We start from the raw sequence: 24193 nt of genomic DNA on the forward strand, positions 1-24193 counted from the left end.
GCACCCCGTATACCGTCGAGGTCACGCGCGACGCATTCTTACGCCCGACGGTGAGATGGAAGACAAAATAGCCTTCGGCGCCATCTTGGCTGACAAGGCTGCACGCACAACGACGACCGTATGGGGTCTGGGACGATGGCCCCAGATTCCTTCTGTTGATCTTGTTCCGCTTTCCCGCCAAGCCTGCTAGGCGCTCGCGCCATGTTGAGCATTCGCGATATCACCGTGCGCCTTGGCGGCCGCACCATCATCGACGGCGCGTCGGCCACGCTGCCGCAGAACGGCAAGATCGGGCTGATCGGCCGTAACGGCGCCGGCAAGTCCACGCTGGTGAAGACCATCATTGGCGAACTCGATCCCGACGGCGGTTCGGTCGAGATGCCGCGCCGTGCGCGTCTCGGCTACATTGCGCAGGAGGCACCCAACGGCACCCGAACCCCATTCGAGGCAGTGGTAGAAGCCGACACCGAGCGCACCGCGCTTCTGGCCGAGGCCGAGACGTGCACCGATCCCAACCGCCTTGGCGACGTGCACGAGCGGTTGATCGCGATCGATGCCTACACCGCCCCTGCCCGCGCGGCGCGCATCCTCGTCGGTCTCGGCTTCGACGAGGAGATGCAGGCGCGCCCCCTCGACAGTTTCTCGGGCGGCTGGAAGATGCGCGTCGCGCTCGCCTCGCTGCTGTTCTCCGAGCCCGACGTGATGCTGCTCGACGAACCGTCGAACCACCTCGACCTTGAAGCGACGCTGTGGCTGGAGAACTTCCTCAAGAGCTACCCCAAGACGCTGCTGGTTATCAGCCACGAGCGCGACCTGCTCAACACCGTGGTCGACCACATCCTGCACCTGCAGCAGGGCAAGCTGACGCTCTATCCCGGCGACTACGACAGCTTCGAGCGCATCCGCGCCGAACGCGCTGCCCAGGCCGCCGCCGCGCGCGCCAACCAGGAAGCGCAGAAGAAGAAGCTGGCGGATTACGTCGCGCGCAATTCGGCGCGTGCCTCGACCGCCAAGCAGGCGCAGTCGCGCGCCAAGATGCTGGCCAAGATGCAGCCGATCGCCGCCATGGCCGAGGATGCGTCGCTTAGCTTCGACTTCCCCAGCCCCGACGAACTGCGCCCACCGCTCATCACGCTGGACCTCGCCGCCGTGGGCTACGTCGAGGACAAGCCGATCCTGCGCCGCCTCAACTTGCGCATCGATCCCGAGGACCGCATCGCGCTGCTGGGCCGCAACGGCAACGGCAAGACCACGCTGGCGCGCCTGCTTGCACGCCAACTGGAGCCGATGGAAGGCGGGATCACCTTCTCGCCCAAGATCCGCATCGGCTACTTCACGCAGTATCAGGTGGAGGAACTGCCGGGCGATTCCACCCCGCTGGAACTGATGACCCGCGCGATGGAGGGCAAGCCGCCGCTCGCGGTGCGTGGGCAACTCGGGCGCTTCGGCTTCTCCGGCAACCGCGCAACGGCGGTGACCGGTACGCTTTCGGGCGGTGAACGCGCACGTCTGGCACTGGCGCTGGTGACGCGCGACGCGCCGCACATGCTGATCCTCGACGAACCGACCAACCACCTCGACGTCGATGCACGCGAGGCGCTGGTGCAGGCGCTCAATTCGTTCGAGGGCGCGGTGATCCTCGTCAGCCACGATCGCCACATGGTCGAACTGGCGGCCGACCGGCTGGTGCTGGTCGAGGGCGGCACGGCCGAGAACTATGACGGGTCGATGGAGGACTACATCGACTTCGTGCTCGGCCGGAACCAGCCCAAGGTCGAGGCGGTCTCGGCGAAGGGCGGCGATGCGCCGGTCAAGAAGAGCGGCGCCATCGCGCGCGAGGAACTGAAGGCACTGCGCAAGAAGGTGACGGCGGCCGAGACGCGCATGAAGCGGGCACAGGCTCACGTCGACAGCCTGCTCGACGCGCTGGCCGATCCGGCCTCGGCGAAGGGGGATCTCAAGGGCCTCGCGGTCGGCGCGCTGGGCAAGCTGCACGGCACGGCGGCGGAAGCCCTCGAACTGGCCGAGACCGAATGGCTGGAGGTCCACGAGGAACTCGAAACCCTGATGGGCCGCGGGAAATGAGCGTCGCCTTCCGGCGCGACGGGGATGAGGAGCATCTGGAACCCAAGTTCGAGGTGCCGATCCCGCCCGGGCCCAACCTCGTCACCGCGCGAGGCCGTGAACTGATCGCAGAGAAGATCGCGGAGCTGGAGGCGCACGTTACCGCGCTGACCGAGGAGACCGCCCTCAACTCCGCCAAGCGGGATCTACGCTACTGGCAGGCGCGGCTCGACACGGCGCAGGTGCAGCCGGTGCCGGAGGGCGGCATCGTCCGCTTCGGAAGCCGCGTGCGCTTCATGCTGGGGGACAAGGCGCGCGAGATCGTCATTGTCGGCCATGACGAGGCCGATCCGGCACACGACCGGCTTGCATTCGTCGCCCCGCTCGCCAAGGCGTTGCTGGGCGCCGAGGTCGGCGATTTCGTGGACTTCAACGGCCGGGAAGAGGCGATCGAAGTGCTGGAAGTCAGCGCGGGATAACCCGCCAACTTCTCGTCATTGCGAGCGAAGCGAAGCAATCCAGGGCAGCACCACGACGCCCTGGATTGCTTCGCTTCGCTCGCAATGACGAGAGGATAGTTTTAGCGCACCCAGTCTTTCTCGGGAATACCAAGCAGGCGCAGCACGCTGGTCAGGTCGCCGCGATCGATCCAGCCGTTCGAGGCCGCGCGTGCCTTGGGCTTGGCGTGATAGGCGATGCCGTAAGTCGCCGTCTCCAACATCGGAATATCATTCGCACCGTCGCCGGTCGCGAGACTGGTGACACCCTCGCCCGCCGCTTCCAGTTCGGCCAGCAGCGTCGCCTTCTTCACCGACGAATCGACGATCCCGCCGACGAGGCCGCCGGTCAGCTTGCCGTCCGCAACTTCAAGCCGGTTGCCGACGACATGCTCGAAGCCCAGCATCTCCGCCACGGGGTCGGCGAAGTGGTGGAAGCCACCGGTCACCAGCACGGTATGGCAGCCCAGCTTCTTGAGCGTTTCGACCAGCACTTTCGCACCCGGCATCGGCCGGATTCGCGTGGCGAGGCATTCGTCGATGGCGCTGGTGGAGAGCCCCTTCAGCAGCCCGACACGCTCGCGCAGGGCCTGCTCGAAATCGAGTTCGCCCTGCATGGCGCGCTCTGTGATGTCGGCGATGCGCTCCTTCAACCCTGCGAAATCGCCGAGTTCGTCGATGCATTCCTGCCCGATCATGGTCGAATCCATGTCGGAGATGAACACCTTGGGCACCACCGGTTCATCGGCGGTGACGAGGCCGTCGGTCGTGCCGAAATGCGCGTCGAGCGCGGCGCGCAGGACTTCGGCATCATCATCAGGCGAGTCGATCTGCATCGTCTGCCCGCAGAAATCGAGCATCGTCGCATCCGCGATCCGCACGCCGCCTTCAGCCATTTGCGCTTTCGCGGCTTCGAGACTGGTCGAAAGATGATCCGGTTCTGCTATCAGCCGGGCAATGAGCACTGCGAATTCCCTTGATGCGCCATACGATATCTCAGCCGGAGACCGGCCGCCGCTGGCGCTCATCGCAGGGCCGACCGCCAGCGGCAAGAGCGATTGTGCGGTCGCCCTGGCACAGGAACTCGAACGTCGGGGCCGCCGCGCGGTGGTGGTCAACGCGGACAGCTCGCAAGTCTACGCCGACCTGACGGTCCTGAGCGCGCGCCCGACCGAAGACGACATGGGCGGCATCGAGCACCGCCTGTTCGGCGCCTGGGACGGCGCGCAAAGCTGCTCCGCGGCCGACTGGGCGCGCGCGGCTGCCGCGACCATCGCGCAGGTTCATGCCGAGGGCGCGGTGCCGATCCTCGTCGGCGGCACCGGGCTTTATATCCGCACCCTGCTAGACGGGATCGCGCCGATCCCTGGGATCGATCCGGACATCCGCGAGGCGGTGCGCGCCCTGCCCGTCGCCGAGGCCTACGCCGCGCTCCTCGTCGAAGACCCCGAGCGTGCCGCTCGCCTCTCCCCGGCAGATACCACGCGCGTCGCACGCGCGCTGGAGGTCGTGCGCTCCACCGGTCACGGCCTCACGCACTGGCAGGCACAGACCGAAGGCGGCATCGGCCACGCGGTCGCGCTTCACCCGGCGATTCTGCTGCCCGAGCGCCAGTGGCTTTATGCGCGCTGCGACCTGCGGTTCGAGCGCATGGTCGAACGCGGCGCCCTGGCGGAAGTGGAGGCGCTCCTCGCCCGCGATCTCGACCCCGCCCTCGCGGTGATGCGCGCCATCGGCGTTCCGGAACTCGCAGGCGTCATCAAGGGCGAATGGACGCTGCAAACCGCCATCGAACGCGGATCGCAGGCAACGCGCAACTACGCCAAGCGCCAATTTACGTGGCTGAGGCACCAGCCCCCTGCGGAATGGCATCGCCTGCAATGGGAAAATTACAACTCAAATGCCATAAATGATATTTTATTGCGCTTTCCGGGTTGACCTGACATATCCACATGCCTAGAGGCCGATCCTACCTCGCTGATGGAAGTTATGCGGGGAGGAGAGGAGACGACCCGGTACGCCCAAGCCGACGTGCCGGGTCGGATTCATTAGGGAGGCAGCCGGAATTGCCGGTGCTCCCGCCCGAACGAATTAATGAAGGAATGTATTGTGAGTGAAGAGCGCAGCGGCGCGAGCATCCTGGTCGAAAGCCTGGTCAAGCAGGGGGTCGAGTTCGTATTCGGCTATCCCGGCGGCGCCGTGCTACCGATCTACGACGCTCTCTTCGGTGACGAACGACTTCGCCACATCCTCGTCCGCCACGAGGCCGGTGCGGCGCACGCCGCCGAAGGTTATGCACGCTCGACCGGCAAGCCCGGCATTGTGCTCGTCACCTCGGGCCCGGGCGCGACCAACGCGATCACCGGCATCGCCGACGCCTACATGGATTCGATTCCGATGGTCGTCATCACCGGCCAGGTCCCGACCGGGCTGATCGGCTCGGATGCGTTCCAGGAAGCGGACACCGTCGGTATCTCGCGCCACTGCACCAAGCACAATTATCTGGTGAAGGACCCGGCCGACCTTGCCGCGATCGTCGACGAGGCGTTCCAGATCGCCACCACCGGCCGCCCCGGCCCGGTGCTGATCGACATTCCCAAGGACGTCCAGATCGCCATGGCGACGTGGAGCGACGGCCCGATCCAGCGCAAGCAGCGCTACAGCCCGCGCACCGAAGGCACCCCGGACGAGATCGCCCGCGCGGTCGCCATGCTGGCGAATGCCAAGGCGCCGGTGTTCTACACCGGCGGCGGCGTCATCAACTCGGGCCCGCGCGCAACCGCGCTGCTGCGTGAACTGCAGGCGAAGACCGGCGCGGCCGTCACCTCGACGCTGATGGGCCTCGGCGCCTTCCCGGCCGACCACGCCGACTGGCTGGGCATGCTGGGTATGCACGGCACGTTCGAGGCCAACATGGCGATGAACCAGGCGGACCTGATCGTCTGTGTCGGCGCCCGCTTCGACGACCGCGTGACCGGCCGCCTCGACGCCTTCGCGCCAAATTCGGAAAAGATCCACATCGACATCGACCGCGCCTCGATCAACAAGACGGTGCCGGTCGACCTGCCGATCATTGGTGACTGCGCCACCGTCCTCGACCAGATGCTGGCCGAGTGGGGCACCCGCAAGGGGCAGGATCTCACGGGCTGGAAGGCCCGCATCGACGGCTGGCGCGAGCGCAAGAGCCTCGCCTACCCCGCCAACGCGGAAGCGATCATGCCGCAGCTGGCGATCGAGCGCTTGTACGAGCTGACCAAGTCGAAGGCCCCGGTGATCTCCACCGAAGTCGGACAGCACCAGATGTGGGCGGCACAGTACTTCCCGTTCTTCAAGCCCAACAAGTGGCTGACGTCGGGCGGGCTGGGCACAATGGGCTACGGCCTGCCCGCAGCGATCGGCGCGCAGTGCGGCAACCCGGACAGCCTCGTCATCGACATCGCGGGCGACGCCTCGATCCAGATGAACATTCAGGAACTGGGCACCGCCACGCAGTACCGCCTGCCGGTCAAGGTCTTCATCCTCAACAACGAGTGGATGGGCATGGTCCGCCAGTGGCAGGAACTGACGTACGAGAGCCGCTATTCGAATTCCTACTCCGATAGCCTGCCCGACTTCGTGAAGCTTGCCGAAGCCTACGGCTGGAAGGGCATCCGCATCGAGAACGAGAGCGAGCTCGATGCGGGCATCCAGGCGATGATCGACCATCCCGGTCCGGTGATCGTCGACTGCCTGGTCCACAAGGAAACCAACTGCTTCCCGATGATCCCCTCGGGCGCCGCGCATACCGACATGATCCTCTACGGCGACAGCGTTGCCGGCACGATGGACGACGAAGCCAAAGCGCTGGTCTGAGGACAAGAGACGAACCATGATGCACATCCAGCATGAAGCCGAGGAACGGCACGTCCTGACCGTGACGGTCGACAACGAGGCGGGTATTCTCGCCAAGATCGCAGGGCTCTTCACCGCGCGCGGCTACAACATCGACAGCCTCACCGTGGCCGACATCACCGACAACCATTCGGTGAGCCGGATCACGATCGTGACGCACGGCCCGCGCAGCCAGATCGACCAGATCCACGCGCAGCTCGAGCGTCTGGTGCCGGTTCACAAGGTCGTCGATCTCACCGAAGTCGGCCCGCATGTGGCGCGCGAACTGGCGCTGGTGAAGGTCGCGGGCATCGGCGAGAAGCGTGTCGAGGCCCTGCGCATCGCCGACGTGTTCCGCGCAAGGCCCGTCGACACCACGACCGAGAGCTTCATCTTCGAGATGACCGGCGCGCCGGACAAGATCGACAGCTTCGTGGCGCTGATGCGCGATCTCGGCCTCGTCGAGGTCGGCCGCACCGGCATCGTCGCCATGGCCCGCGGGCCGGAAGAAGCCTGAATTTCAAAATTGCGTCGGCCCGGCCGGGCGGCGCTTGGACAATAACCGTCCCGGCCTGCCGGGATGACGGAAGGAAGAACGATGAAGGTCTATTACGACGCCGATTGCGACATCAACCTGATCGCCGAGAAGAACATCGCGATCCTGGGTTACGGCAGTCAGGGCCACGCCCATGCCCAGAACCTGCGCGATTCGGGCGTCAAGAACGTCGCCATCGCGCTGCGTGACGGTTCGGCCACCGCCAAGAAGGCCGAAGCTGCAGGCTTCAAGGTCATGTCGAACAAGGACGCCGCCGCATGGGCCGACGTCATCATGATCCTCGCCCCCGACGAGCATCAGGCCGCGATCTACGCCGCCGACATCCATGAGAACCTGAAGCCCGGCGCCGCGCTCGCCTTCGCCCACGGCCTTAACGTCCACTTCGGCCTGATCGAGCCGCGCACCGACATCGACGTGTTCCTGATCGCGCCGAAGGGCCCGGGCCACACCGTGCGCAGCGAATACCAGCGCGGCGGCGGCGTGCCCTGCCTCATCGCGATCCACCAGGACACCACCGGCAACGCGCAGGACATTGCCCTCGCCTATGCTTCGGGCGTCGGCGGCGGCCGTTCGGGCATCATCGAGACCAACTTCCGCGAGGAATGCGAAACCGACCTGTTCGGTGAGCAGGCCGTGCTCTGCGGCGGCGCCACCGCGCTGGTCCAGGCCGGCTTCGAGACGCTGGTGGAAGCCGGCTACGCTCCCGAGATGGCCTACTTCGAGTGCCTCCACGAGCTGAAGCTGATCGTCGACCTGATGTATGAAGGCGGCATCGCCAACATGCGCTACTCGATCTCGAACACCGCCGAATACGGCGACATCAAGACCGGTCCGCGCATCATCACCGAAGAGACCAAGAAGGAAATGAAGCGCGTTCTGGAAGACATCCAGTCGGGCCGCTTCGTGAAGGACTTCGTCCTCGACAACCGCGCCGGCCAGCCCGAGCTGAAGGCTTCGCGCCTTGCCGCCAAGCGTCACCCGATCGAGGAAACCGGCGCCAAGCTGCGCGCCATGATGCCCTGGATCGGCGCCAACGCCCTGGTCGACAAGACCAAGAACTAAGGTTCATCCGAATCCTTGCGGCGGGCGGGTGGTCGAAAGGCTGCCCGCCCGCTTTGCTTTGGCTCACCACTTCCGCCGCGTCGGCGCATGAAAATCCGGCGGCTTTCCCGCCACCCAGCGCACGAACCGCGCGATCTCTTCCACCTTCAGAAGCTCCGCGCTTTCCGGCTTCATCCGCGCCAGTTGCACATTGCCCAGCGCCGCGTGGATCGTCCGGTGACAGATCGGATGAAGCGGCACCGTCTCGCGCCCTCCCCGGCTCTTGGGCACCGGGTGATGCCATTCCACCTTGCGCCCCAGCGGCCGTCCGCACAGCCAGCAGGTGCGATCGTCATCGTCCACTTCGCCCTCCGGTGCAGCGCATTAGTAAGTTATCAAAGTTTCAACCTTAACAGTGCCTGGAATTAGGCATGGATCGCCCCCTTCCAAGGGCGGCGCTTGAGGTTGACGGTTTCATGACGGCATTCGGTCGGCGCAACGGCATCGGTGGTATGGGTCAGGGCGCGCGCCCTGCTTTCGGTGTGGCCAAGCCGCTCAAGAGCGGAGGCGATGCAACCACTGCCCTTCCGGGCTCCGCTCCCGTACCTGGCGACCAGTTTCCGTCCATGTCCGGCGATTCGCTCATCCCGTCGCGCGACGACGCCATGTCGCGTCTGGCCGATCGCGCCAACGCCGTCCACGCAGAGTCGGAGCAGAACGGCTTCGAGGCCTCGATCCACAAGATCAAGGAGCAGGTTCTGCCGCGCCTACTGGAGCGCGTCGATCCCGAAGCCGCCGCCACACTGACCAAGGATGAGCTGTCGGAGGAATTCCGTCCGATCATCATGGAGGTCCTCGCCGAGCTGAAGATCACCTTCAACCGCCGCGAACAGTTCGCGCTGGAAAAGGTGCTGATTGACGAACTGCTCGGCTTCGGGCCGCTGGAGGAACTGCTCAACGACCCGGATATCTCCGATATCATGGTCAACGGCCCGAACCAGACCTACATCGAAAAGAAGGGCAAGCTGCAGCTCGCGCCAACCAAGTTCCGCGACGAGCAGCACTTGTTCCAGATCGCCCAGCGCATCGTCAATCAGGTCGGCCGCCGCGTCGACCAGACCACGCCGCTGGCCGACGCCCGCCTCAAGGACGGCAGCCGCGTCAACGTGATCGTCCCGCCGCTGTCGCTGCGCGGAACTGCCATCTCCATTCGTAAATTCTCCGAGAAGCCGATCACCATCGACATGCTCCAGGGCTTCGGCTCGATGAGCGAGAAGATGGCCACCGCGCTCAAGATCGCCGGCGCCTGCCGCATGAACGTGGTGATCTCGGGCGGTACGGGTTCGGGCAAGACGACGATGCTCAACGCCCTGTCCAAGATGATCGACCCGGGCGAGCGCGTGCTGACGATCGAGGACGCGGCCGAACTTCGCTTGCAGCAGCCGCACTGGCTGCCGCTGGAAACCCGCCCGCCCAACCTCGAAGGCCAGGGCGCGATCACCATCGGCGATCTCGTCAAGAACGCCCTGCGTATGCGTCCTGACCGCATCATCCTCGGCGAAATCCGCGGCGCCGAGTGCTTCGATCTGCTCGCCGCCATGAACACCGGCCACGACGGGTCGATGTGCACGCTCCATGCCAACAGCCCGCGCGAATGCCTTGGCCGTATGGAGAACATGATCCTGATGGGCGACATCAAGATTCCCAAGGAAGCGATCAGCCGCCAGATCGCCGAATCGGTCGACCTCATCGTGCAGGTGAAGCGCCTGCGCGACGGTTCGCGCCGCACCACCAACATCACCGAGGTGATCGGCATGGAAGGCGACGTCATCGTCACCCAGGAACTGTTCAAGTTCGAGTATCTGGACGAGACCGACGACGGCAAGATCATCGGCGAATTCCGCCCCTCGGGCCTGCGCCCCTACACGCTGGAGAAGGCCCGCCAGTTCGGCTTCGACCAGGCCTATCTCGAAGCCTGTCTGTAACGAAGTGCACCCCCGGCGGATCACCCCGGGGTTTACACAAACGAGGCAGTGAAACACCTGTCACCTTAGGCGCCCGGGCCATCGCTGCCGCCTGCCCGATCAAGCTGCGCGAGGAACGACAAAAGCGCGCGATTATCGGGCTTTAGTTCGGTCGCGACATGGCGACCGCCGTACATCCGCACCTTCAGCAGACCAAACCGAGCCCGCACCGCGCGCTCCTCGGGTGTGACCTTTCGCTTTACCGGCGGCTTGCCTGTCACCTTGTCCCAGGCGGCGGCAAAGCTGCCCGCGCCGGGCTTCGTGCGCAGGCGATAAGCACTCTCGCGCGAAAGCCCCACGCGGCGCGCCGCCGCCTCGACGGAGCGGCCCTGTGCTAGCGCGCCAAGAAAGGCCGCCTGCCGCGCGGGCGTCCACCCGTCCTTGCGCGGACGGACGGGCACGGGTGGAAAGGCGGGGACACGGATGTGGCGGGGGCGGTGTGGAGGATGGCTCATCGACCACGTTAAACGCGATCGCGCGGATGTAGGAAAGGGCGTGGGCACACCTCAAGCCTGCACCCAAACCTCGTCATTGCGAGCGCAGCGAAGCAATGACGAACGGAAGGGTGAGGCGCCAAAGAACGCCTCCCCCTATCTCTCTTACTGCTTCTCGAACGCCGCGGTGATGGCGATCTGGGTCTCGTCGCTAACCAGCGGCGCGTACTTGGTGACGCCGAACTCGGTGCGCTTGATCGTGCCCACCGCGTTGAAGCCGAGCGTATAGACCTTCTTCATCGGATTGACGTTGGCCGCCTTGAAGCTCGCCTTGAGCGTCACCGGCTTGGTCACGCCGTGCAGGGTCAGGTTGCCGGTGACGTCGGCGGTGCTGGCGCCGGTCTTCACCACTTTGGTCGAAACGAAGCGCATCGTCGGGTACTGGGCGGCGTCGAACCATTCGGCACCGACCAGTTCCTCATCGAGCGTCTTGTTGGTGGTCGAGACGGAAGCCACCGGAACCGAAACATCCAGCTTCGCCGAGGCGAGGTTCTTCGGATCAAGCGACAGCGTACCCGACGCGCCCGGCAGGGTACCGAAGAACTCGCTGATGCCGAAGTGATCGACGGTGAAGCGCACCAGCGTGTGCGCACTGTCGAGCGCATAGTTGCCCGCCTGCACGGCAGCGGCATTGGTATCGGCCTGCTGCGCCACGATCGGGGCGGCAACGACGAGAGACGCAGCGGCCAGAGCCGATGCAAGATAGCGGTTCATTCGAATTCTCCGAAAGGAAAGGCGGGAAAGGTCAATGCTTGCGCGTTGATCCCATTGCCGATCCCTTACGGCCAGCCCGATAAAATCGATCCACTTGTTCAGGTTTGTCGAACAAGTCGACCTAATATCAACCGCCCAGCCACTCCCGCGCCGACAGGCCCAGCAGCAGCACCGCCACCATCAGCGAGAAGAAGAAGATGGGCGTCCACGGCATGAAACCCACCCGCTCGATGTTCTTGCGGCGATGCCGCCGGTGATCGCCCAGCCAGGCAATCACCGCGACCAGCGCGGCGAGGCTGCCGCAAATGGTCATCCAATGCAGAGAATCGTCCATGCCCCGCCTTGCCCTCGCGCGCGGCGGAGTTAAAGCGCCCTTTCGTGACCGCACCTTCCATCATCATTCGCAAAGACCGCCCGATGCTGGCCATCGCCCTGCGCCTTGCCGCGATGGTAATGCTTTCGACGATGTTCATGCTGGTGAAGCTGGCAGGAGAAGCAGGGGTCTCGCTGCCCGAACTGGTGTTCTGGCGACAGGCGATGGCGGTGCCGATCATCCTCGGCTGGCTGGCGGCGACCGGCAATCTCGGCCTCCTGCGCACCCGCCGCATGAGCAGCCACGCCATGCGCGCGACGAGCGGCACCGCCGGTCTGTGCTGCAACATCGGCGCCGCTACGCTGCTGCCCTTGCCGGTCGGCACGACGCTCGGGTTCACGACGCCGCTGTTCGCCGTGATCATAACCGCGCTGGTCCTTCGCGAAAAGGTCGGCCCGTGGCGCTGGACGGCGGTGGTGCTGGGCTTCGTCGGCGTTCTGGTCATCGCACAGCCCGGCGGTGCGCCCGTCCCCGCGCTCGGACTGGCGGCGGGGCTTGGCGCGGGATTGATCGTCGCCGTGGTCAGCTTCCAGATCCGCGACCTCTCGCGCACCGAGCCGCCGATCGCCTGCGTCTTCTGGTTCGCCTTCTACGGCTCACTGTTCGCGGCGATCCTGCTGCCACTCTATGGCACGGCGCACGGGACTTACGAATGGCTACTGCTCGTTGCAATCGGGCTTGCCGGGACACTGGCGCAGTTCCTCATCACCTCGGCCCTGCGCCTGGGGCAGGTCGCGACAGTGGTGGTGATGGACTACACCGCGCTGATCTGGGCTACACTCTACGGCTGGACGATCTGGGGACATGTGCCCTCGGCGGCGATGTGGCTGGGCGCGCCGATCATCGTCGCGGCTGGCCTGATCATCACCTCGCGCGAGCATTTCCTCGCACGGCGTGTCTCGCCCACCTCGGCGATCGATGAAAGCGCTGCGGAAGAAGGCGCTCAGGGAACCTGACCTGCCTATGTGTGTTCACCCCGATGCGCGGCGTGGCAGCACCCGTCGCACCGGAAAAAGGAACACCGAAATGGTCAAGAAGCTCGTACTCGCCCTCGTCGCGGGCGGCATCGTTTTCTCCGCCGCCGCTTGCAACACCGTCAAGGGTGCAGGCCGCGACGTGGAGTCGGTCGGCAAGGCCGGCGAAGACGCCATCAAGTAACGTGCTCTGCAGGCAGGTTCCAAGCCACCGACCGGAGCCTGCCTGCATCCGTCTCACGAACGCTTTTCCTGACACGTTTCCTGCGCTAATCGCCGCAGACAACGAAGGAACATGCGTTCGATGACCAGCAAGATTCTCGCCGCCATCATCCTTGGCGGCGTACTTTTCACCGCCACCGCCTGCAACACCGTCAAGGGCCTCGGCCGCGACATCGAGTCGGTCGGTCAGGCGGGATCGAACGCGATAAACTGAGCGCCTCAGGCGTCGAAGACGTGGTTCGCCACCATGTCTCGCGCCCGCAGCCAGAGCACGAGCCGCAGCGCCACGATCATCCCGAGCGCGAAGCCCAGCGTCGCGTCCATCATCAGGAGCGCGTTGCCGACCGGGTGTCCCGCCTGAACGCCGCCCTGAAACCCGCTCGGCAGCAGCAACCTTCGCGCCAGGAACACCGCGACGATCAGCAGGATCGCCAGCGGCGACTGGCGCATCATCACGCGCGCCTTGTCACCCTCGCCGTCGATATGCAGGTGCATCAACCGCGCCCGCTGCGCGCCGATTGCACCGCCGACGATCACGCCGGTCGCCAAGCATAGCCATCCCAACCCGCTCGGCGGCATGCCCGCAAGCGCCAGCGACACCGCCAGCACCACGATCACCGGCATGATCCACAAAAGGGGAAGGCGCAGCGGCCGGGCCTTCTTCATCCGCATCATGCGCAGCGCCATGATGCCAACGAAAATCGCCAGCGGCAGATACGTGACGAGGCCGCGTCCACCTTCCCCCATATGCGTCAGCTTCCCCCGATTTCGCTCAGCGAGGGTGTGCCCGGAATACCGGGTTCACCCTGCCATACGAGCACAGGCTTGCGCGCGGCGAGCGTTTCGTCAAGCCGCCTGCGCGGCGCGAAGTGCGGCGCGGAGTGCAGGCTCTCGTCGCCCGCCTTAGCCCGCTCGGCAAGGCTGCGCAGCGAGGCGATGAAGCGGTCGAGGCCCGCCTTGCTCTCGGTCTCGGTCGGCTCGACCAGCATCGCGCCCTTGACCACCAGCGGGAAGTAGACCGTCATCGGGTGGAAGCCCTCGTCGATCAGGCCCTTGGCGATGTCGAGCGTCGAGAAGCCCTCGGCAAGCCCGGCATCGCTGAACAGCGCTTCGTGCATGCACGGGCCGCTGTCGGCGAACGGAGCGGGCAGCAGGTCCTCGCAGCTACGCAGCACGTAGTTGGCGTTGAGCACCGCGTCCTCGGCCACCGTGCGCAGACCGTCCGCGCCGTGGCTGAGGATGTAGGTCAGCGCGCGGGTGAACATGCCCATCTGGCCGTGGAAGGCGACCATGCGGCCGAATGCCTGTGCATGGCCCTCGGCGGCGTTCTCCTCCTCGACGAGGTGGATCGAGCCATCAGCCCCGCGCGTCACGAAGGGCAGCGGCGCGAAAGGCGCCAGCGCTTCGGACAGCACCACCGGACCGGCACCCGGACCACCGCCGCCATGCGGGGTGGAGAAGGTCTTGTGCAGGTTGATGTGCATGGCATCGACGCCAAGGTCGCCCGGGCGCACCTTTCCGACGATGGCGTTGAAGTTCGCGCCGTCGCAATAGACGTAGCCGCCCGCCGCGTGGACCGCATCGGCGATCTCGCGCATGTCGGGCTCGAACAGGCCGCAGGTGTTCGGGTTGGTAATCATCACGCCCGCGACGTTGGGGCCGAGCTTGGCCTTGAGCGCCGCCACGTCCACGCGGCCCGCCGGGGTCGCGGGGATCGATTCCACCTTGAAGCCCGCGAAGGCGGCGGTGGCGGGGTTGGTGCCATGGGCGCTCTCGGGCACCAGCACGACGTCGCGCGTCTCGCCGCGCGCGTCCAGAGCGGCGCGGATGCAGAGCAGCCCGCACAGCTCGCCATGCGCACCCGCCTTGGGGCTCATCGCCACCGAGGCCATGCCGGTCAGCGTGATGAGCCAGTCGGCCAGCTGCTCGATGACTTCCAGCGCGCCCTGCACCGTCGTCTGCGGCTGCATCGGGTGAACGTCAGCGAAGCCCGGCAAGCGCGCCATCTTCTCGTTCAGGCGCGGGTTGTGCTTCATCGTGCAGGAGCCGAGCGGGAACGGCCCGAGGTCGATCGCGTAGTTCTGGCGCGACAGGCGAGTGTAGTGGCGCACCGTCTCCGGCTCGGTCAGCCCCGGGAGCGCGGGCGTGGACTTGCGCAGGAACTTGCTCAGGCCCGCAGCGGGGGCACGGCTCGGCTCGTCGATATCGACGCCACACTTGTCGGCGCTGCCCAGCTCGAAGCTCAGCGCCTCTTCGAGCATCAGGCCGTAATCGCCTGAAGAGGTTGCGAACTTTGCTTCTCCAGCCTCACCCATGGAGGGGCGCCAGCCGGATGCGTTGGGGGCGTTCATGCGCTCGCTCCTGCAAGAACGGCTTCCAGCGCGGTGGCGAAAGCCTCGATGTCTTCGTCGGTGGTGGTTTCGGTCGCGGCGACCAGGAGCCCGTTGTGCAGGCCATCGGCCACCGGGAACAGGCGGCCCAGCGACACGCCGCCGAGCACCTGACGGTCGGCCAGTTCGCGCACCACTTCGCGCGCGTCGCGCGGCAGGATCACCGTCGCCTCGTTGAAGTAAGCAGTGTTGAGGATCGTGACGCCCGGAACCTTGGCCAGACGCTCGAAGGTCTGCTGCGCGCGGGCATGGTTCACGGCGGCGAGACGAGCCAGGCCCTCACCACCCAGCAGGGTCAGGTGAATGCTGAAGGCCAGTGCGCAAAGCCCTGAATTGGTGCAGATATTGCTCGTCGCCTTCTCGCGGCGGATGTGCTGCTCGCGGGTCGAGAGGGTGAGCACGAAGCCGCGCTTGCCCTCGGCATCGACGGTCTGGCCGCAAAGGCGTCCCGGCATCTGGCGCACGAACTTCTCGCGGCAGCCGAACAGGCCGAGGTAGGGACCGCCGAACTGCAGGCCGACGCCCAGCGACTGCCCCTCACCCACGACGATGTCGGCACCCAGCATACCCGGTGCTTCGATCAGGCCGAGCGCCACCGGCTCGGTGATGACGGCGATGACCAGTGCGCCCACGGCATGCGCGGCCTCGGAAATCGCCGCGAGATCGGGGATGCGCCCCATGACGTCGGGGTACTGGACGACGACGCACGAGGTCGTCGCATCGATCGCCGCGATCACGGCGGCGTCATCGGGATCGGCGGTCAGTTCGGGCGCGAGGCTGACGATGTCATCCTTGGTGAACTTCGCCATCGTCCGCACGACTTCGCCGTAGTGCGGGTGCAGGCCGCCCGACAGCACGCTGCGGCCCTTGCGGGTGATGCGCGCAGCCATCAGGATCGCTTCCCAGCACGCGGTCGAGCCGTCGTACATCGAGGCATTGGCGATATCGGTGCCGAACAGGCGCGCCACCTGCGTCTGGAACTCGAACAGCACCTGCAGCGTGCCTTGCGCGATTTCCGGCTGGTAGGGCGTATAGGCGGTCAGGAACTCGCCGCGCTGGATCAGGTGATCGACCGAGGCCGGCACATGATGGCGATAGGCACCGGCACCGAGGAAGAACGGCGCGGCCCCCGCGCTCAGGTTCTTCGCGGCGAGCGCGGACATGTGGCGCTCGACGGCCATTTCGCTGGCGTGGGCGGGCAGGCCCTCGATAGGACCGGCAAGCCGGGCCTCGGCGGGCACGTCGATGAACAGGTCATCGACCGTAGCGGCGCCGATGGTCTCCAACATGGAGGCGCGGTCGGCCGGGGTCAGGGGAAGGTAGCGCATGAGGCGGGTTCCTGGGTCTTTCTAATTCCTCCCCGAGCTTGCTCGGGGAGGTGGCGCCGACGCAGTCGGTGACGGAGGGGCTATTCCCCTCCACCACCCGCTTCGCGGGCGGTCCCCCTCCCCGAGGCAAGCTCGGGGAGGAATGGGCTCAGAGGCTGTCGACGTAGCTCTTGTACGCGGCCTCATCCATCAGCGTGCCGAGTTCGGCGGCGTCGGAGAGGGTCACGCGGAACAGCCAGCCGCCGGTTTCGGCTTCGGTGTTCACCAGTTCCGGCTGATCGGCCAGCGCTTCGTTGACGGCGGCGATCGTGCCGGAAACCGGGGTGTAGACGTCAGACGCGGCCTTCACCGAATCGACCACCGACACGGAATCGCCCTTGCTGACGCTGGCGCCTTCGGCGGGAACTTCGACGAAGGTGATGTCGCCAAGCTGGCCCTGCGCGTAGTCGGTGATGCCGACGGTGCCGAGGTCACCTTCGACTTCGATCCACTCATGGTCTTCGGAGAAATAGCGGGTCATGGGAAAGCTCCTCAGCGGTGATAGCGGTGGGGGACGAAGGGCATCGACACGACCTTGCCGTCGAGCTTCTTGCCCCGCATCTCGATGGTAAGCGCGGTGCCCTCTGCGGTGAGGGCGATATCGACGTAAGCCATGGCGATCGGCTGCTGCAGCGAGGGTGAGAAACCACCCGAAGTCACCACACCAACTTCCTGATTGCCGGAGAAAACCTTGGCGCCCTCACGCGCGGCCATGCGGCCTTCGACGATAAGACCGATGCGCTTGCGCGCGGTGCCCTCGGCGAAGTCCTTCAGCACGCGGTCCGAACCGGGGAAACCGCCTTCGGTGCGGCGGCGCTTGTTGACCGCGAACTTGAGGTCCGCGTCGATGACGCTGGTTTCGGGCGAAAGGTCATGGCCGTAGAGCGGCAGTCCCGCCTCCAGACGCAGGCTGTCGCGCGCGCCGAGACCGATGGGCTTCACTTCCGGCTCGCCGCAAAGCAGGTCGGCGACCATCGCCGCGGATTCGCCCGGAATGGCGATCTCGAAACCGTCCTCGCCGGTGTAGCCCGAACGGCTGATCCAGGCATCGACGCCGCCCAGCTTGAACGCAGCCCCCTTCATGAACTTTAGTTCGGAAAGCGGCGTGTCGCCTTCGACATGACGCTCCAGTGCAGCGAAAGCCTTAGGCCCCTGCAGCGCCAGCAGCGCACTTTCGTCGAGATGGTTGAGCGTCACATCGTCCGGCAGCAGTTCGCGCAGAGTACCGATATCGTCCCACTTGGTCGCGCCATTGACTACGAGATAGAAACCGGTCGCCCAGCGCGTCACCATCAGGTCGTCGAGAATGCCGCCGTCCTCGTCCAGAAGCAGCGAATAGCGCGGCGCGCCGAGCTTCAACGTGCCAAGATCGATGGGAAGTGCGGCTTCCACCGCGGCTTCCACCTCAGCGGTCACACCATGTTCACTGGAGATGTAGACCTGGCCCATATGGCTGACGTCGAACAGGCCCGCACTCTCGCGGGTCCAGAGGTGCTCGGCCATGATGCCCTCGTACTGGACAGGCATCCAGTAGCCGGCGAACTCAACCATACGACTGCCCTTCTCGCGATGCCATGCATCGAGCGGGAGGGTCAGCGTGACGATCTCTTCGACAAGATCGTCATCGGAAACAGGATATTCGCTCAAGACACGACTCCGCGAGCAGACATGGTACACCAATAAGGTGCCCCCTCTGTCACGGAAACCTGAGAGCTTCCCCCGCGTCATCCCCAATGGGATGGGCCGGGTTACACCGTCGGCGGCCACGACCAGATGGGCGGGGCACTTTCCAGAGGCTCGCTGTCGACGCTGCGCGGTCCTTTTGCCTGAGAGATTCCGGGGCGGTTGCTCCTTCGGCGCCTCTTACCCGACGAATCGGTCCGAGGTCTCTCCCGCGCGTGTCAGCGAGTGAGCCGAGCCTTGGGTGAGAGGCCGGTGTAAGTCAACGCAAGGTTTGGTCAATTCGGGAACTATTCCCCGGCGAGGCCATGTTTTTCCGGAAGCTCGGCCCGCCGCCACTTTCAGCGCATCGTGCTCATGAACATGGCGCCCCTCGGCCTGTTCCCGCACGAAGCCGAGAATCGCCCGCGCCACATCGCGTCCGCGGATGGACCGAAACCGGCGCCACGAACCGTGCAGCACCAGCACATCGACGACCGGCGCGACCATCTGCCAGCCCGCTTCCATCGGCCGGCGCTCGGCACGTTCGCCGCGCAGCAGGCTGGGGCGCAGCACATCGAGCCGCCGGAAGCCGACGCGGCCCAGCGCCTCCTCCGTCTCCCCCTTTACCGAGAGATAGAAATTGCGGCTCTCCCGATCCGCCTCGACGGAGGAGACCACGACCATGTGTTCGATTCCGGCCGATCGCGCGGCCTCCGCGGTGAAGCGGACGAGGTCATGGTCTATCGCGCGGAACTGCTCCCGGCTGCCGGCCGCGGCGATGGTCGTTCCCAGCGCACAGACCAGCACGTCGGCCTGCGCCGCGCGGATTAGTTCCGGCCAGTCGATCGGCTCACCGACCAGCATCTCCATGCGCGCGCCGGGTGGCAACGCCGCCTCGCGTCGCCCGACCCCGATGATGCGAACATCCTCGCGCCCCACCGCCTCCGCCATCAAGGCGGAGCCGACCAGCCCGGTCGCCCCGACCAGGCAGATCCGTGTCACCCCCTGCGTCACTTTCAGGCCTTACACATTGCTCAGGCCTTCCGGCGTGCGGCCGTAGATCTCGGCGTGGCGCGCGATGGCGAAGCGATCCGTCATGCCCGCGATGTAGTCGGCGATGTGGCGGCTGCGTGCGGGCTCGTAGCGCGGCATGGTATCGATCCAGCTTTCCTCCATCAGCACCGTCTCCTGCGAATAGGCAGAATAGAGTTCTGCCAGCAGCGCCCGCGCGCGCTTCGCCGTATCGAGCTGTTCGGGGTGATAGTAGAGCTTGTCGTACATGAATCGCTTGAAGGCCCGCTCCCCCTCGGCCATCTCGGGCGAGAAGGCCACCAGCGCCCTGCCCGCGTCGCGGACTTCATCGATGCTGCCGATGCCGACGAGATTCTTCTGCGTCTGCCCGACGAGGTCGTTGACCATGACGCCGATCTGGCTGCGGATCAGTTCGGCAAGCTGGCGGTCGAGCGGTACGCCCGGATAGCGGCGCTCCACCTCGTTCCAGTGATCGACGACGAACGGATGCGCGAGCAGTTCGTCGAGATCGAGGAACCCTGCCCGCAGGCCGTCATCGATGTCGTGGTTGTCGTAGGCGATGTCGTCGGACAGCGCGGCGACCTGCGCCTCCAGCGACGCATGCGTACCAAGGTCGAGATTATACGCCGCGTCGAGTTCGGCCAGCGCCCATGTCGGCGAAGCCACCGGACCATTGTGCTTCGCCAGGCCCTCCAGCGTCTCCCAAGTCAGGTTGAGGCCGTCGTGCTCGCAGTACGGACTGTCGAGCCGCATCAGCGTGCGCAGGGTATGGGCGTTATGGTCGAACCCTCCGGCCTTGTGAAGCGCAGCGTCGAGCGCGTCCTCGCCCGCATGGCCGAACGGCGGATGGCCGATGTCATGCGCCAGCGCCAGTGCCTCCGTTAAATCCTCGTCGAGACCGAGGATACGGGCGATGACGCGCGCGATCTGGGCCACTTCGAGGCTGTGGGTCAGGCGTACGCGATAGTGATCGCCGTCGGGCGCGACGAACACCTGCGTCTTGTAGCGCAGGCGACGGAACGCGATCGAATGGATGATCCGGTCGCGGTCGCGCTGGTAAGGGCTGCGTGCCCCCCGGGCGATGCCGTTCTCGATCGAGAATTCGCGCCCGCGCGAACGGGACGGGTCGGAGGCGTAAGGAGCAAGTGTCAAACGGAACTCCGCGAGGAAGGCGACGACAGGACTGTCGCCGCGTGCCCTAGCGGGAGAGGCCGGTGCTGCACAAGAGCAGCGAAGTAGCCGTCACCTTGACCACACGCGGATCGTCGATCCGACGCGCGGCCTCGACCATCCCCTCCGGCGTGTGCGCCGCATCCTGCAGCGCGGTGAGCTTCTGGATTTGCCGAAGCGAGAGCTTGCGCACGAGGCGCTGCCCCATGCACGCGGCCGCCCGGTCGCTCAGGCCCGCCTCGGCGAAGGCAGTATGCACGCGGTACTCGGCGTACCAATGGGCACCGAACCACGTGGCAAGGCACAGGACAGCGATGAAAGCGGCGGTCTTGATGAGGCGGATCATGGGACGGGCATTACACCGGGGACGGCCGTAGAGAAACACTCACCATGCAAGGAAGAAGCAGGCAGGGCTTTACCACCCCTCACCCCGTATACTGTCGAGGATGTGCCTGCAGGGAAAATATCCTGCACCTGACATGCAGCAGATGAGGTCAGAGATGGGTGGGAAGAGGACGTTGCGCATTGCCCAGCCGTAGCCTATCGGTCCTCCCGCAAGCGGGAGGGCGAACACCGCTTTCCCCGCCCGCTTACGGGAGGGGCAGCGAGACTTACTGAGCCAAAGGCAAAGTTAGTCGCAGCGGGGTGGGCAAAGAGCAACGTACGCCATGGAGCGCTTGCCGCCATTTCCCCGCTCCATCGAATACCCCACCAGCGATCCAGATCTTACTCCGCCAGCGCCTTGTTGATGTCCTCGACCATCTTCTTGGCGTCCGCGAGGAGCATCATGGTCTGGTCCATGTAGAACACGTCGTTGTCGACGCCAGCGTAGCCCTGCCCGCCCATCGAGCGCTTGATGAAGAAGATCGTCTTGGCCTTGTCTACGTCGAACACCGGCATGCCGTAGATTGGCGAGGTCTTGTCGGTCTTTGCCGCCGGGTTCACCACATCGTTGGCGCCGATGATGAAGGCGACGTCGCACTGCGCGAACTCGCCGTTTATGTCCTCAAGCTCGAAGACTTCGTCGTAGGGAACGTTCGCCTCGGCCAGCAGGACGTTCATGTGCCCGGGCATGCGACCGGCGACCGGGTGGATCGCGTACTTCACGCCGACACCATGCTTCTTGAGCTGGTCCGCCATCTCGCGCAGCACGTGCTGGGCCTGCGCCACCGCCATGCCGTAACCGGGGATGATGATGACATTCTCGGCCTCTTTCATGAGGAACGCCGCATCCTCGGCCGAGCCGCGCTTCCATGGGCGTTGCTCCTGCGTCTCACCGCCGCCCGCGCCTGCTTCCGCGCCGAAGCCTCCGGCGATGACCGACAGGAAACTGCGGTTCATCGCCTTGCACATGATGTACGACAGGATCGCGCCCGATGAACCCACCAGAGCGCCGGTCACGATCATCGCGGTGTTGTGCAAGGTGAAGCCCATCGCCGCCGCTGCCCAGCCCGAGTAGCTGTTGAGCATCGAGACGACGACCGGCATGTCGGCGCCGCCGATCGGGATGATGAGCAGGAAGCCGATCGCGAAGGCCAGTCCAACGATGATCCAGAACAGAGGGTTCTCCCCCGGTCCCGCCGCACCGGAGTGCGCGAAAAGCGCCGTCAGCACGAGGATCGCGCCCAGTGTACCCAGATTGATGACGTGGCGCGCGGGCAACAGGATCGGCGATCCGCTCATGTTGCCGTTGAGCTTGGCGAAGGCGATGACCGACCCGGAGAACGTGATCGCACCGATGGCCACGCCCAGCGCCATTTCCAGCCGGCTGACGGGCATGATGTTGCCATCGGCGCCAAGGATTCCGAACGCCTCGGGATTGAGGAACGCGGCCACTGCCACCAGCACGGCGGCGAGCCCGACGAGCGAGTGAAACGCGGCCACCAGTTGCGGCATCGCGGTCATCTGGATTCGGCGCGCCATGACGAAGCCGACACCGCCGCCGATCGCTATGGCGACGAGGATTTCGGGCAAGCTGGCGATCTCGTGCGTGACCAGCGTTGTCACGACGGCGATGCCCATGCCGAGCATCCCGTAGCGGTTGCCCCTGCGGCTCGTAGCCGGCGAAGACAGCCCCCGCAACGCGAGGATGAAACAGACCCCGGCGATCAGGTATGCGACCGCGACCCATGGACTGACGGAGTGCGCCTCCATCACTTGCGGTCCTTCTTCTTGTACATGGCCAGCATGCGTTCGGTCACCGCAAAGCCGCCGAAGATGTTGACGCTGGCCAGCACGACCGCACCCAGCCCCAGCCATTTCCCGACCGGCGATCCCGAAGCCGCGCTCGCCACCAGCGCGCCGACCACGATCACCGAAGAGATCGCGTTGGTCACCGCCATCAGCGGCGTATGCAGCGCTGGCGTCACCGACCACACGACATAGTAGCCCACGAAACAGGCGAGTACGAAGATCGAGAGGATCGAGACGAAATCCATGCTAGCCGCCCTGTTCCTGCAACCTCGGATGCACCACCTGCCCGCCGCGTGTCAGGCGAATGGCCTCGCCGATCTCCTCGTCCAGCACAGGACCACCCTGTTCCTTGTCCCAGAAGGCCGAGACGAAGTTGAACAGGTTGCGCGCATAGAGTGCCGAAGCATCGGCCGGGAGATGCGCGGGCGTGTTTGAATAGCCGATGATCCTGACTCCGTGGCGCTCGACCACCTGGTCCGGCACAGTCCCCTCGACATTGCCGCCCTGCGGCGCGGCAAGGTCGAAGATCACGCTGCCCGGCTTCATCGAGGCGATCTGCGCGTCGGTCACGAGGCGCGGTGCCGCGCGGCCCGGAATCAGTGCAGTAGTTATGACGATGTCCTGTTTGGCGATGTGCGCGGAGACCAGTTCCGCCTGCGCGCGCTGGTATTCCTCGCTCATTTCGCCTGCGTAGCCGCCCGAGCCCTCACCCTCGATCCCGGCTACGCTCTCGACGAAGATCGGCTTGGCGCCAAGTGACTGGATCTGTTCTTTGGTAGCCGATCGCACGTCCGTGGCGGAAACCTGTGCGCCCAGCCTGCGCGCGGTGGCGATGGCCTGTAGGCCCGCGACACCGACACCCATGACGAAGCACTTGGCCGCACTAACCGTGCCTGCCGCGGTCATCATCATCGGGAAGGCGCGGCCATAGGCACCCGCCGCCACCAGCACCGCCTTGTAGCCGGCAAGGTTGGACTGGCTGGAAAGCACGTCCATCGACTGCGCGCGGGTGATGCGCGGCATGAACTCCATAGCCAACGCCTCCAATCCGGCGGCGGCATAGCCATCCACGTGGGCACGCTGACCGAACGGATCGATAATCGCGACGACCCACGCCCCGGAAGCCACGCCGCCCAGCAGCGCGGGATCAGGCCCCTGCACCGCGAAGACGATCTGCGCATTCGCCAGAACTGCGTCCAGGGGACCGACTTCGGCCCCGGCAGCGCGATAATCCTCGTCGGAGATGCTGGCGGACAGTCCGGCCCCGCTCTCCACTGCCAGCACGGCACCGAGAGCGGAGAGCTTGCGAACCGTCTCGGGCGTGGCGGCAACGCGCGTTTCACCCGGCGCCCGTTCGGCGAGGACCGCGATGCGGCGCTGGAGCGTCAAGCAGCCGCCCCGCTCAGGAGGCGATCAGACCGACGACCAAGGCCGCAATGACGATAATGACCCCGGTGCTCCAGGTCGCGGCCTTGATGAAGCCGTTGTAGGTCTCGGTCGCGGCCTTGATGTCGTTACCCGAAGCCATTGTCTCTTTTCCCCAAAACTGT

General features: G+C 65.6%; 27 protein-coding genes and 2 riboswitches. Of the genes, 10 read left to right on the forward strand and 17 right to left on the reverse strand.

Going from position 1 to position 24193, the window contains the following annotated elements:
• The first annotated feature begins 201 nt into the window (after nucleotides 1–201).
• Together PKE80_RS16165 and PKE80_RS16170 are read left to right on the forward strand one after the other, a co-directional pair.
• Entirely contained in the window at nucleotides 202–2085 is a 1884-nt protein-coding gene (locus PKE80_RS16165; RefSeq protein WP_271183378.1) for an ABC-F family ATP-binding cassette domain-containing protein, read from the forward strand.
• Nucleotides 2082–2543, forward strand: coding sequence for a GreA/GreB family elongation factor (locus PKE80_RS16170; RefSeq protein WP_271183379.1), 462 nt, complete (start codon nucleotides 2082–2084; stop codon nucleotides 2541–2543). Before PKE80_RS16165 ends, PKE80_RS16170 begins: the two co-directional genes overlap by 4 nt.
• Before the next feature lie 101 nt (nucleotides 2544–2644).
• On the opposite strand, the gene serB is transcribed toward PKE80_RS16170, so the two are convergent.
• Nucleotides 2645–3457 (reverse strand): phosphoserine phosphatase SerB, encoded by an 813-nt coding sequence (serB, locus tag PKE80_RS16175; RefSeq protein WP_271183380.1) that lies wholly within the window; start codon nucleotides 3455–3457, stop codon nucleotides 2645–2647.
• A gap of 61 nt (nucleotides 3458–3518) precedes the next feature.
• Between serB and miaA the strand changes: the two genes are divergently transcribed.
• The 4 genes from miaA (at nucleotide 3519) to ilvC (ending at nucleotide 8049) form a co-directional block, all read left to right on the forward strand.
• On the forward strand, nucleotides 3519–4499 hold the full coding sequence (miaA, locus tag PKE80_RS16180; RefSeq protein WP_271183381.1) for a tRNA (adenosine(37)-N6)-dimethylallyltransferase MiaA: 981 nt from the start codon (nucleotides 3519–3521) through the stop codon (nucleotides 4497–4499).
• A gap of 171 nt (nucleotides 4500–4670) precedes the next feature.
• On the forward strand, nucleotides 4671–6413 hold the full coding sequence (ilvB, locus tag PKE80_RS16185) for a biosynthetic-type acetolactate synthase large subunit (protein WP_271183382.1): 1743 nt from the start codon (nucleotides 4671–4673) through the stop codon (nucleotides 6411–6413).
• Nucleotides 6414–6429: 16 nt separating this feature from the next.
• Nucleotides 6430–6948: an acetolactate synthase small subunit gene (gene ilvN / locus PKE80_RS16190; protein WP_271183383.1), complete on the forward strand. Its 519-nt coding sequence runs from the start codon at nucleotides 6430–6432 to the stop codon at nucleotides 6946–6948.
• A gap of 81 nt (nucleotides 6949–7029) precedes the next feature.
• Complete coding sequence (gene ilvC, locus PKE80_RS16195; RefSeq protein WP_008833476.1) at nucleotides 7030–8049, forward strand: ketol-acid reductoisomerase; 1020 nt, start codon at nucleotides 7030–7032, stop codon at nucleotides 8047–8049.
• Between the two features lie 63 nt (nucleotides 8050–8112).
• Here ilvC and PKE80_RS16200 read toward each other — a convergent pair whose 3' ends face one another.
• Nucleotides 8113–8391, reverse strand: coding sequence for an HNH endonuclease (locus PKE80_RS16200; RefSeq protein ID WP_271183384.1), 279 nt, complete (start codon nucleotides 8389–8391; stop codon nucleotides 8113–8115).
• A 113-nt stretch (nucleotides 8392–8504) separates the two neighbouring features.
• On the opposite strand from PKE80_RS16200, the gene PKE80_RS16205 reads away from it, so the two are divergent.
• The gene (locus PKE80_RS16205) at nucleotides 8505–10013 is read left to right on the forward strand and encodes a TadA family conjugal transfer-associated ATPase (protein ID WP_271183385.1); all 1509 of its coding nucleotides are present in this window, start codon (nucleotides 8505–8507) and stop codon (nucleotides 10011–10013) included.
• Between the two features lie 65 nt (nucleotides 10014–10078).
• Here the strand turns inward: PKE80_RS16205 and PKE80_RS16210 are convergent, their stop codons facing one another.
• From PKE80_RS16210 to PKE80_RS16220, 3 genes are all read right to left on the reverse strand, one after another.
• Nucleotides 10079–10453: a hypothetical protein gene (locus PKE80_RS16210; protein ID WP_271183386.1), complete on the reverse strand. Its 375-nt coding sequence runs from the start codon at nucleotides 10451–10453 to the stop codon at nucleotides 10079–10081.
• A 198-nt stretch (nucleotides 10454–10651) separates the two neighbouring features.
• Entirely contained in the window at nucleotides 10652–11260 is a 609-nt protein-coding gene (locus tag PKE80_RS16215; protein WP_008833472.1) for a YceI family protein, read from the reverse strand.
• A 127-nt stretch (nucleotides 11261–11387) separates the two neighbouring features.
• Nucleotides 11388–11594, reverse strand: coding sequence for a hypothetical protein (locus PKE80_RS16220; RefSeq protein WP_008833471.1), 207 nt, complete (start codon nucleotides 11592–11594; stop codon nucleotides 11388–11390).
• Nucleotides 11595–11677: 83 nt separating this feature from the next.
• Between PKE80_RS16220 and PKE80_RS16225 the strand changes: the two genes are divergently transcribed.
• The 3 genes from PKE80_RS16225 (at nucleotide 11678) to PKE80_RS16235 (ending at nucleotide 13043) form a co-directional block, all read left to right on the forward strand.
• Nucleotides 11678–12589, forward strand: a complete 912-nt coding sequence (locus tag PKE80_RS16225) for a DMT family transporter (RefSeq protein ID WP_271183526.1) — start codon at nucleotides 11678–11680, stop codon at nucleotides 12587–12589.
• A gap of 70 nt (nucleotides 12590–12659) precedes the next feature.
• Nucleotides 12660–12791, forward strand: a complete 132-nt coding sequence (locus tag PKE80_RS16230; protein WP_008833469.1) for an entericidin A/B family lipoprotein — start codon at nucleotides 12660–12662, stop codon at nucleotides 12789–12791.
• A gap of 120 nt (nucleotides 12792–12911) precedes the next feature.
• Nucleotides 12912–13043, forward strand: a complete 132-nt coding sequence (locus PKE80_RS16235) for an entericidin A/B family lipoprotein (RefSeq protein WP_271183387.1) — start codon at nucleotides 12912–12914, stop codon at nucleotides 13041–13043.
• Nucleotides 13044–13048: 5 nt separating this feature from the next.
• Here the strand turns inward: PKE80_RS16235 and PKE80_RS16240 are convergent, their stop codons facing one another.
• From PKE80_RS16240 to PKE80_RS16295, 12 genes are all read right to left on the reverse strand, one after another.
• Nucleotides 13049–13576, reverse strand: coding sequence for a CcdC protein domain-containing protein (locus PKE80_RS16240; RefSeq protein WP_271183388.1), 528 nt, complete (start codon nucleotides 13574–13576; stop codon nucleotides 13049–13051).
• A gap of 5 nt (nucleotides 13577–13581) precedes the next feature.
• Nucleotides 13582–15180: an aminomethyl-transferring glycine dehydrogenase subunit GcvPB gene (gene gcvPB, locus PKE80_RS16245; protein WP_271183389.1), complete on the reverse strand. Its 1599-nt coding sequence runs from the start codon at nucleotides 15178–15180 to the stop codon at nucleotides 13582–13584.
• A complete protein-coding gene (gene gcvPA / locus PKE80_RS16250; protein WP_271183390.1) occupies nucleotides 15177–16547 on the reverse strand; it encodes an aminomethyl-transferring glycine dehydrogenase subunit GcvPA in 1371 nt (456 codons plus the stop codon). The genes gcvPB and gcvPA overlap by 4 nt, the downstream gene beginning before the upstream one ends.
• A gap of 148 nt (nucleotides 16548–16695) precedes the next feature.
• Entirely contained in the window at nucleotides 16696–17067 is a 372-nt protein-coding gene (gene gcvH / locus PKE80_RS16255) for a glycine cleavage system protein GcvH (protein ID WP_271183391.1), read from the reverse strand.
• A gap of 11 nt (nucleotides 17068–17078) precedes the next feature.
• Nucleotides 17079–18233 carry a glycine cleavage system aminomethyltransferase GcvT gene (gcvT, locus tag PKE80_RS16260; protein WP_271183392.1) on the reverse strand — a complete coding sequence of 385 codons (1155 nt, stop codon included), beginning with the start codon at nucleotides 18231–18233 and terminating at the stop codon, nucleotides 17079–17081.
• Between the two features lie 36 nt (nucleotides 18234–18269).
• Nucleotides 18270–18389: riboswitch (glycine riboswitch) on the reverse strand.
• Between the two features lies 1 nt (nucleotide 18390).
• Nucleotides 18391–18491, reverse strand: a riboswitch (glycine riboswitch).
• On the reverse strand, nucleotides 18450–19262 hold the full coding sequence (locus PKE80_RS16265; RefSeq protein ID WP_271183393.1) for an NAD(P)H-binding protein: 813 nt from the start codon (nucleotides 19260–19262) through the stop codon (nucleotides 18450–18452). (Overlaps the previous riboswitch by 42 nt.)
• 9 nt (nucleotides 19263–19271) lie before the next feature.
• A complete protein-coding gene (locus PKE80_RS16270) occupies nucleotides 19272–20432 on the reverse strand; it encodes a deoxyguanosinetriphosphate triphosphohydrolase (RefSeq protein ID WP_271183394.1) in 1161 nt (386 codons plus the stop codon).
• Between the two features lie 46 nt (nucleotides 20433–20478).
• Entirely contained in the window at nucleotides 20479–20796 is a 318-nt protein-coding gene (locus tag PKE80_RS16275) for a hypothetical protein (protein WP_271183395.1), read from the reverse strand.
• A gap of 380 nt (nucleotides 20797–21176) precedes the next feature.
• Nucleotides 21177–22604: an NAD(P)(+) transhydrogenase (Re/Si-specific) subunit beta gene (locus PKE80_RS16280; RefSeq protein ID WP_271183396.1), complete on the reverse strand. Its 1428-nt coding sequence runs from the start codon at nucleotides 22602–22604 to the stop codon at nucleotides 21177–21179.
• A complete protein-coding gene (locus PKE80_RS16285; RefSeq protein ID WP_271183397.1) occupies nucleotides 22604–22888 on the reverse strand; it encodes an NAD(P) transhydrogenase subunit alpha part 2 in 285 nt (94 codons plus the stop codon). Before PKE80_RS16285 ends, PKE80_RS16280 begins: the two co-directional genes overlap by 1 nt.
• A gap of 1 nt (nucleotide 22889) precedes the next feature.
• On the reverse strand, nucleotides 22890–24032 hold the full coding sequence (locus tag PKE80_RS16290) for an NAD(P) transhydrogenase subunit alpha (RefSeq protein WP_271183398.1): 1143 nt from the start codon (nucleotides 24030–24032) through the stop codon (nucleotides 22890–22892).
• 13 nt (nucleotides 24033–24045) lie between these two features.
• Nucleotides 24046–24171, reverse strand: a complete 126-nt coding sequence (locus PKE80_RS16295; RefSeq protein WP_081798950.1) for an aa3-type cytochrome c oxidase subunit IV — start codon at nucleotides 24169–24171, stop codon at nucleotides 24046–24048.
• Nucleotides 24172–24193 lie beyond the last annotated feature (22 nt).

The organism is Novosphingobium resinovorum, from assembly GCF_027922145.1.
Lineage (GTDB): Bacteria > Pseudomonadota > Alphaproteobacteria > Sphingomonadales > Sphingomonadaceae > Novosphingobium > Novosphingobium resinovorum.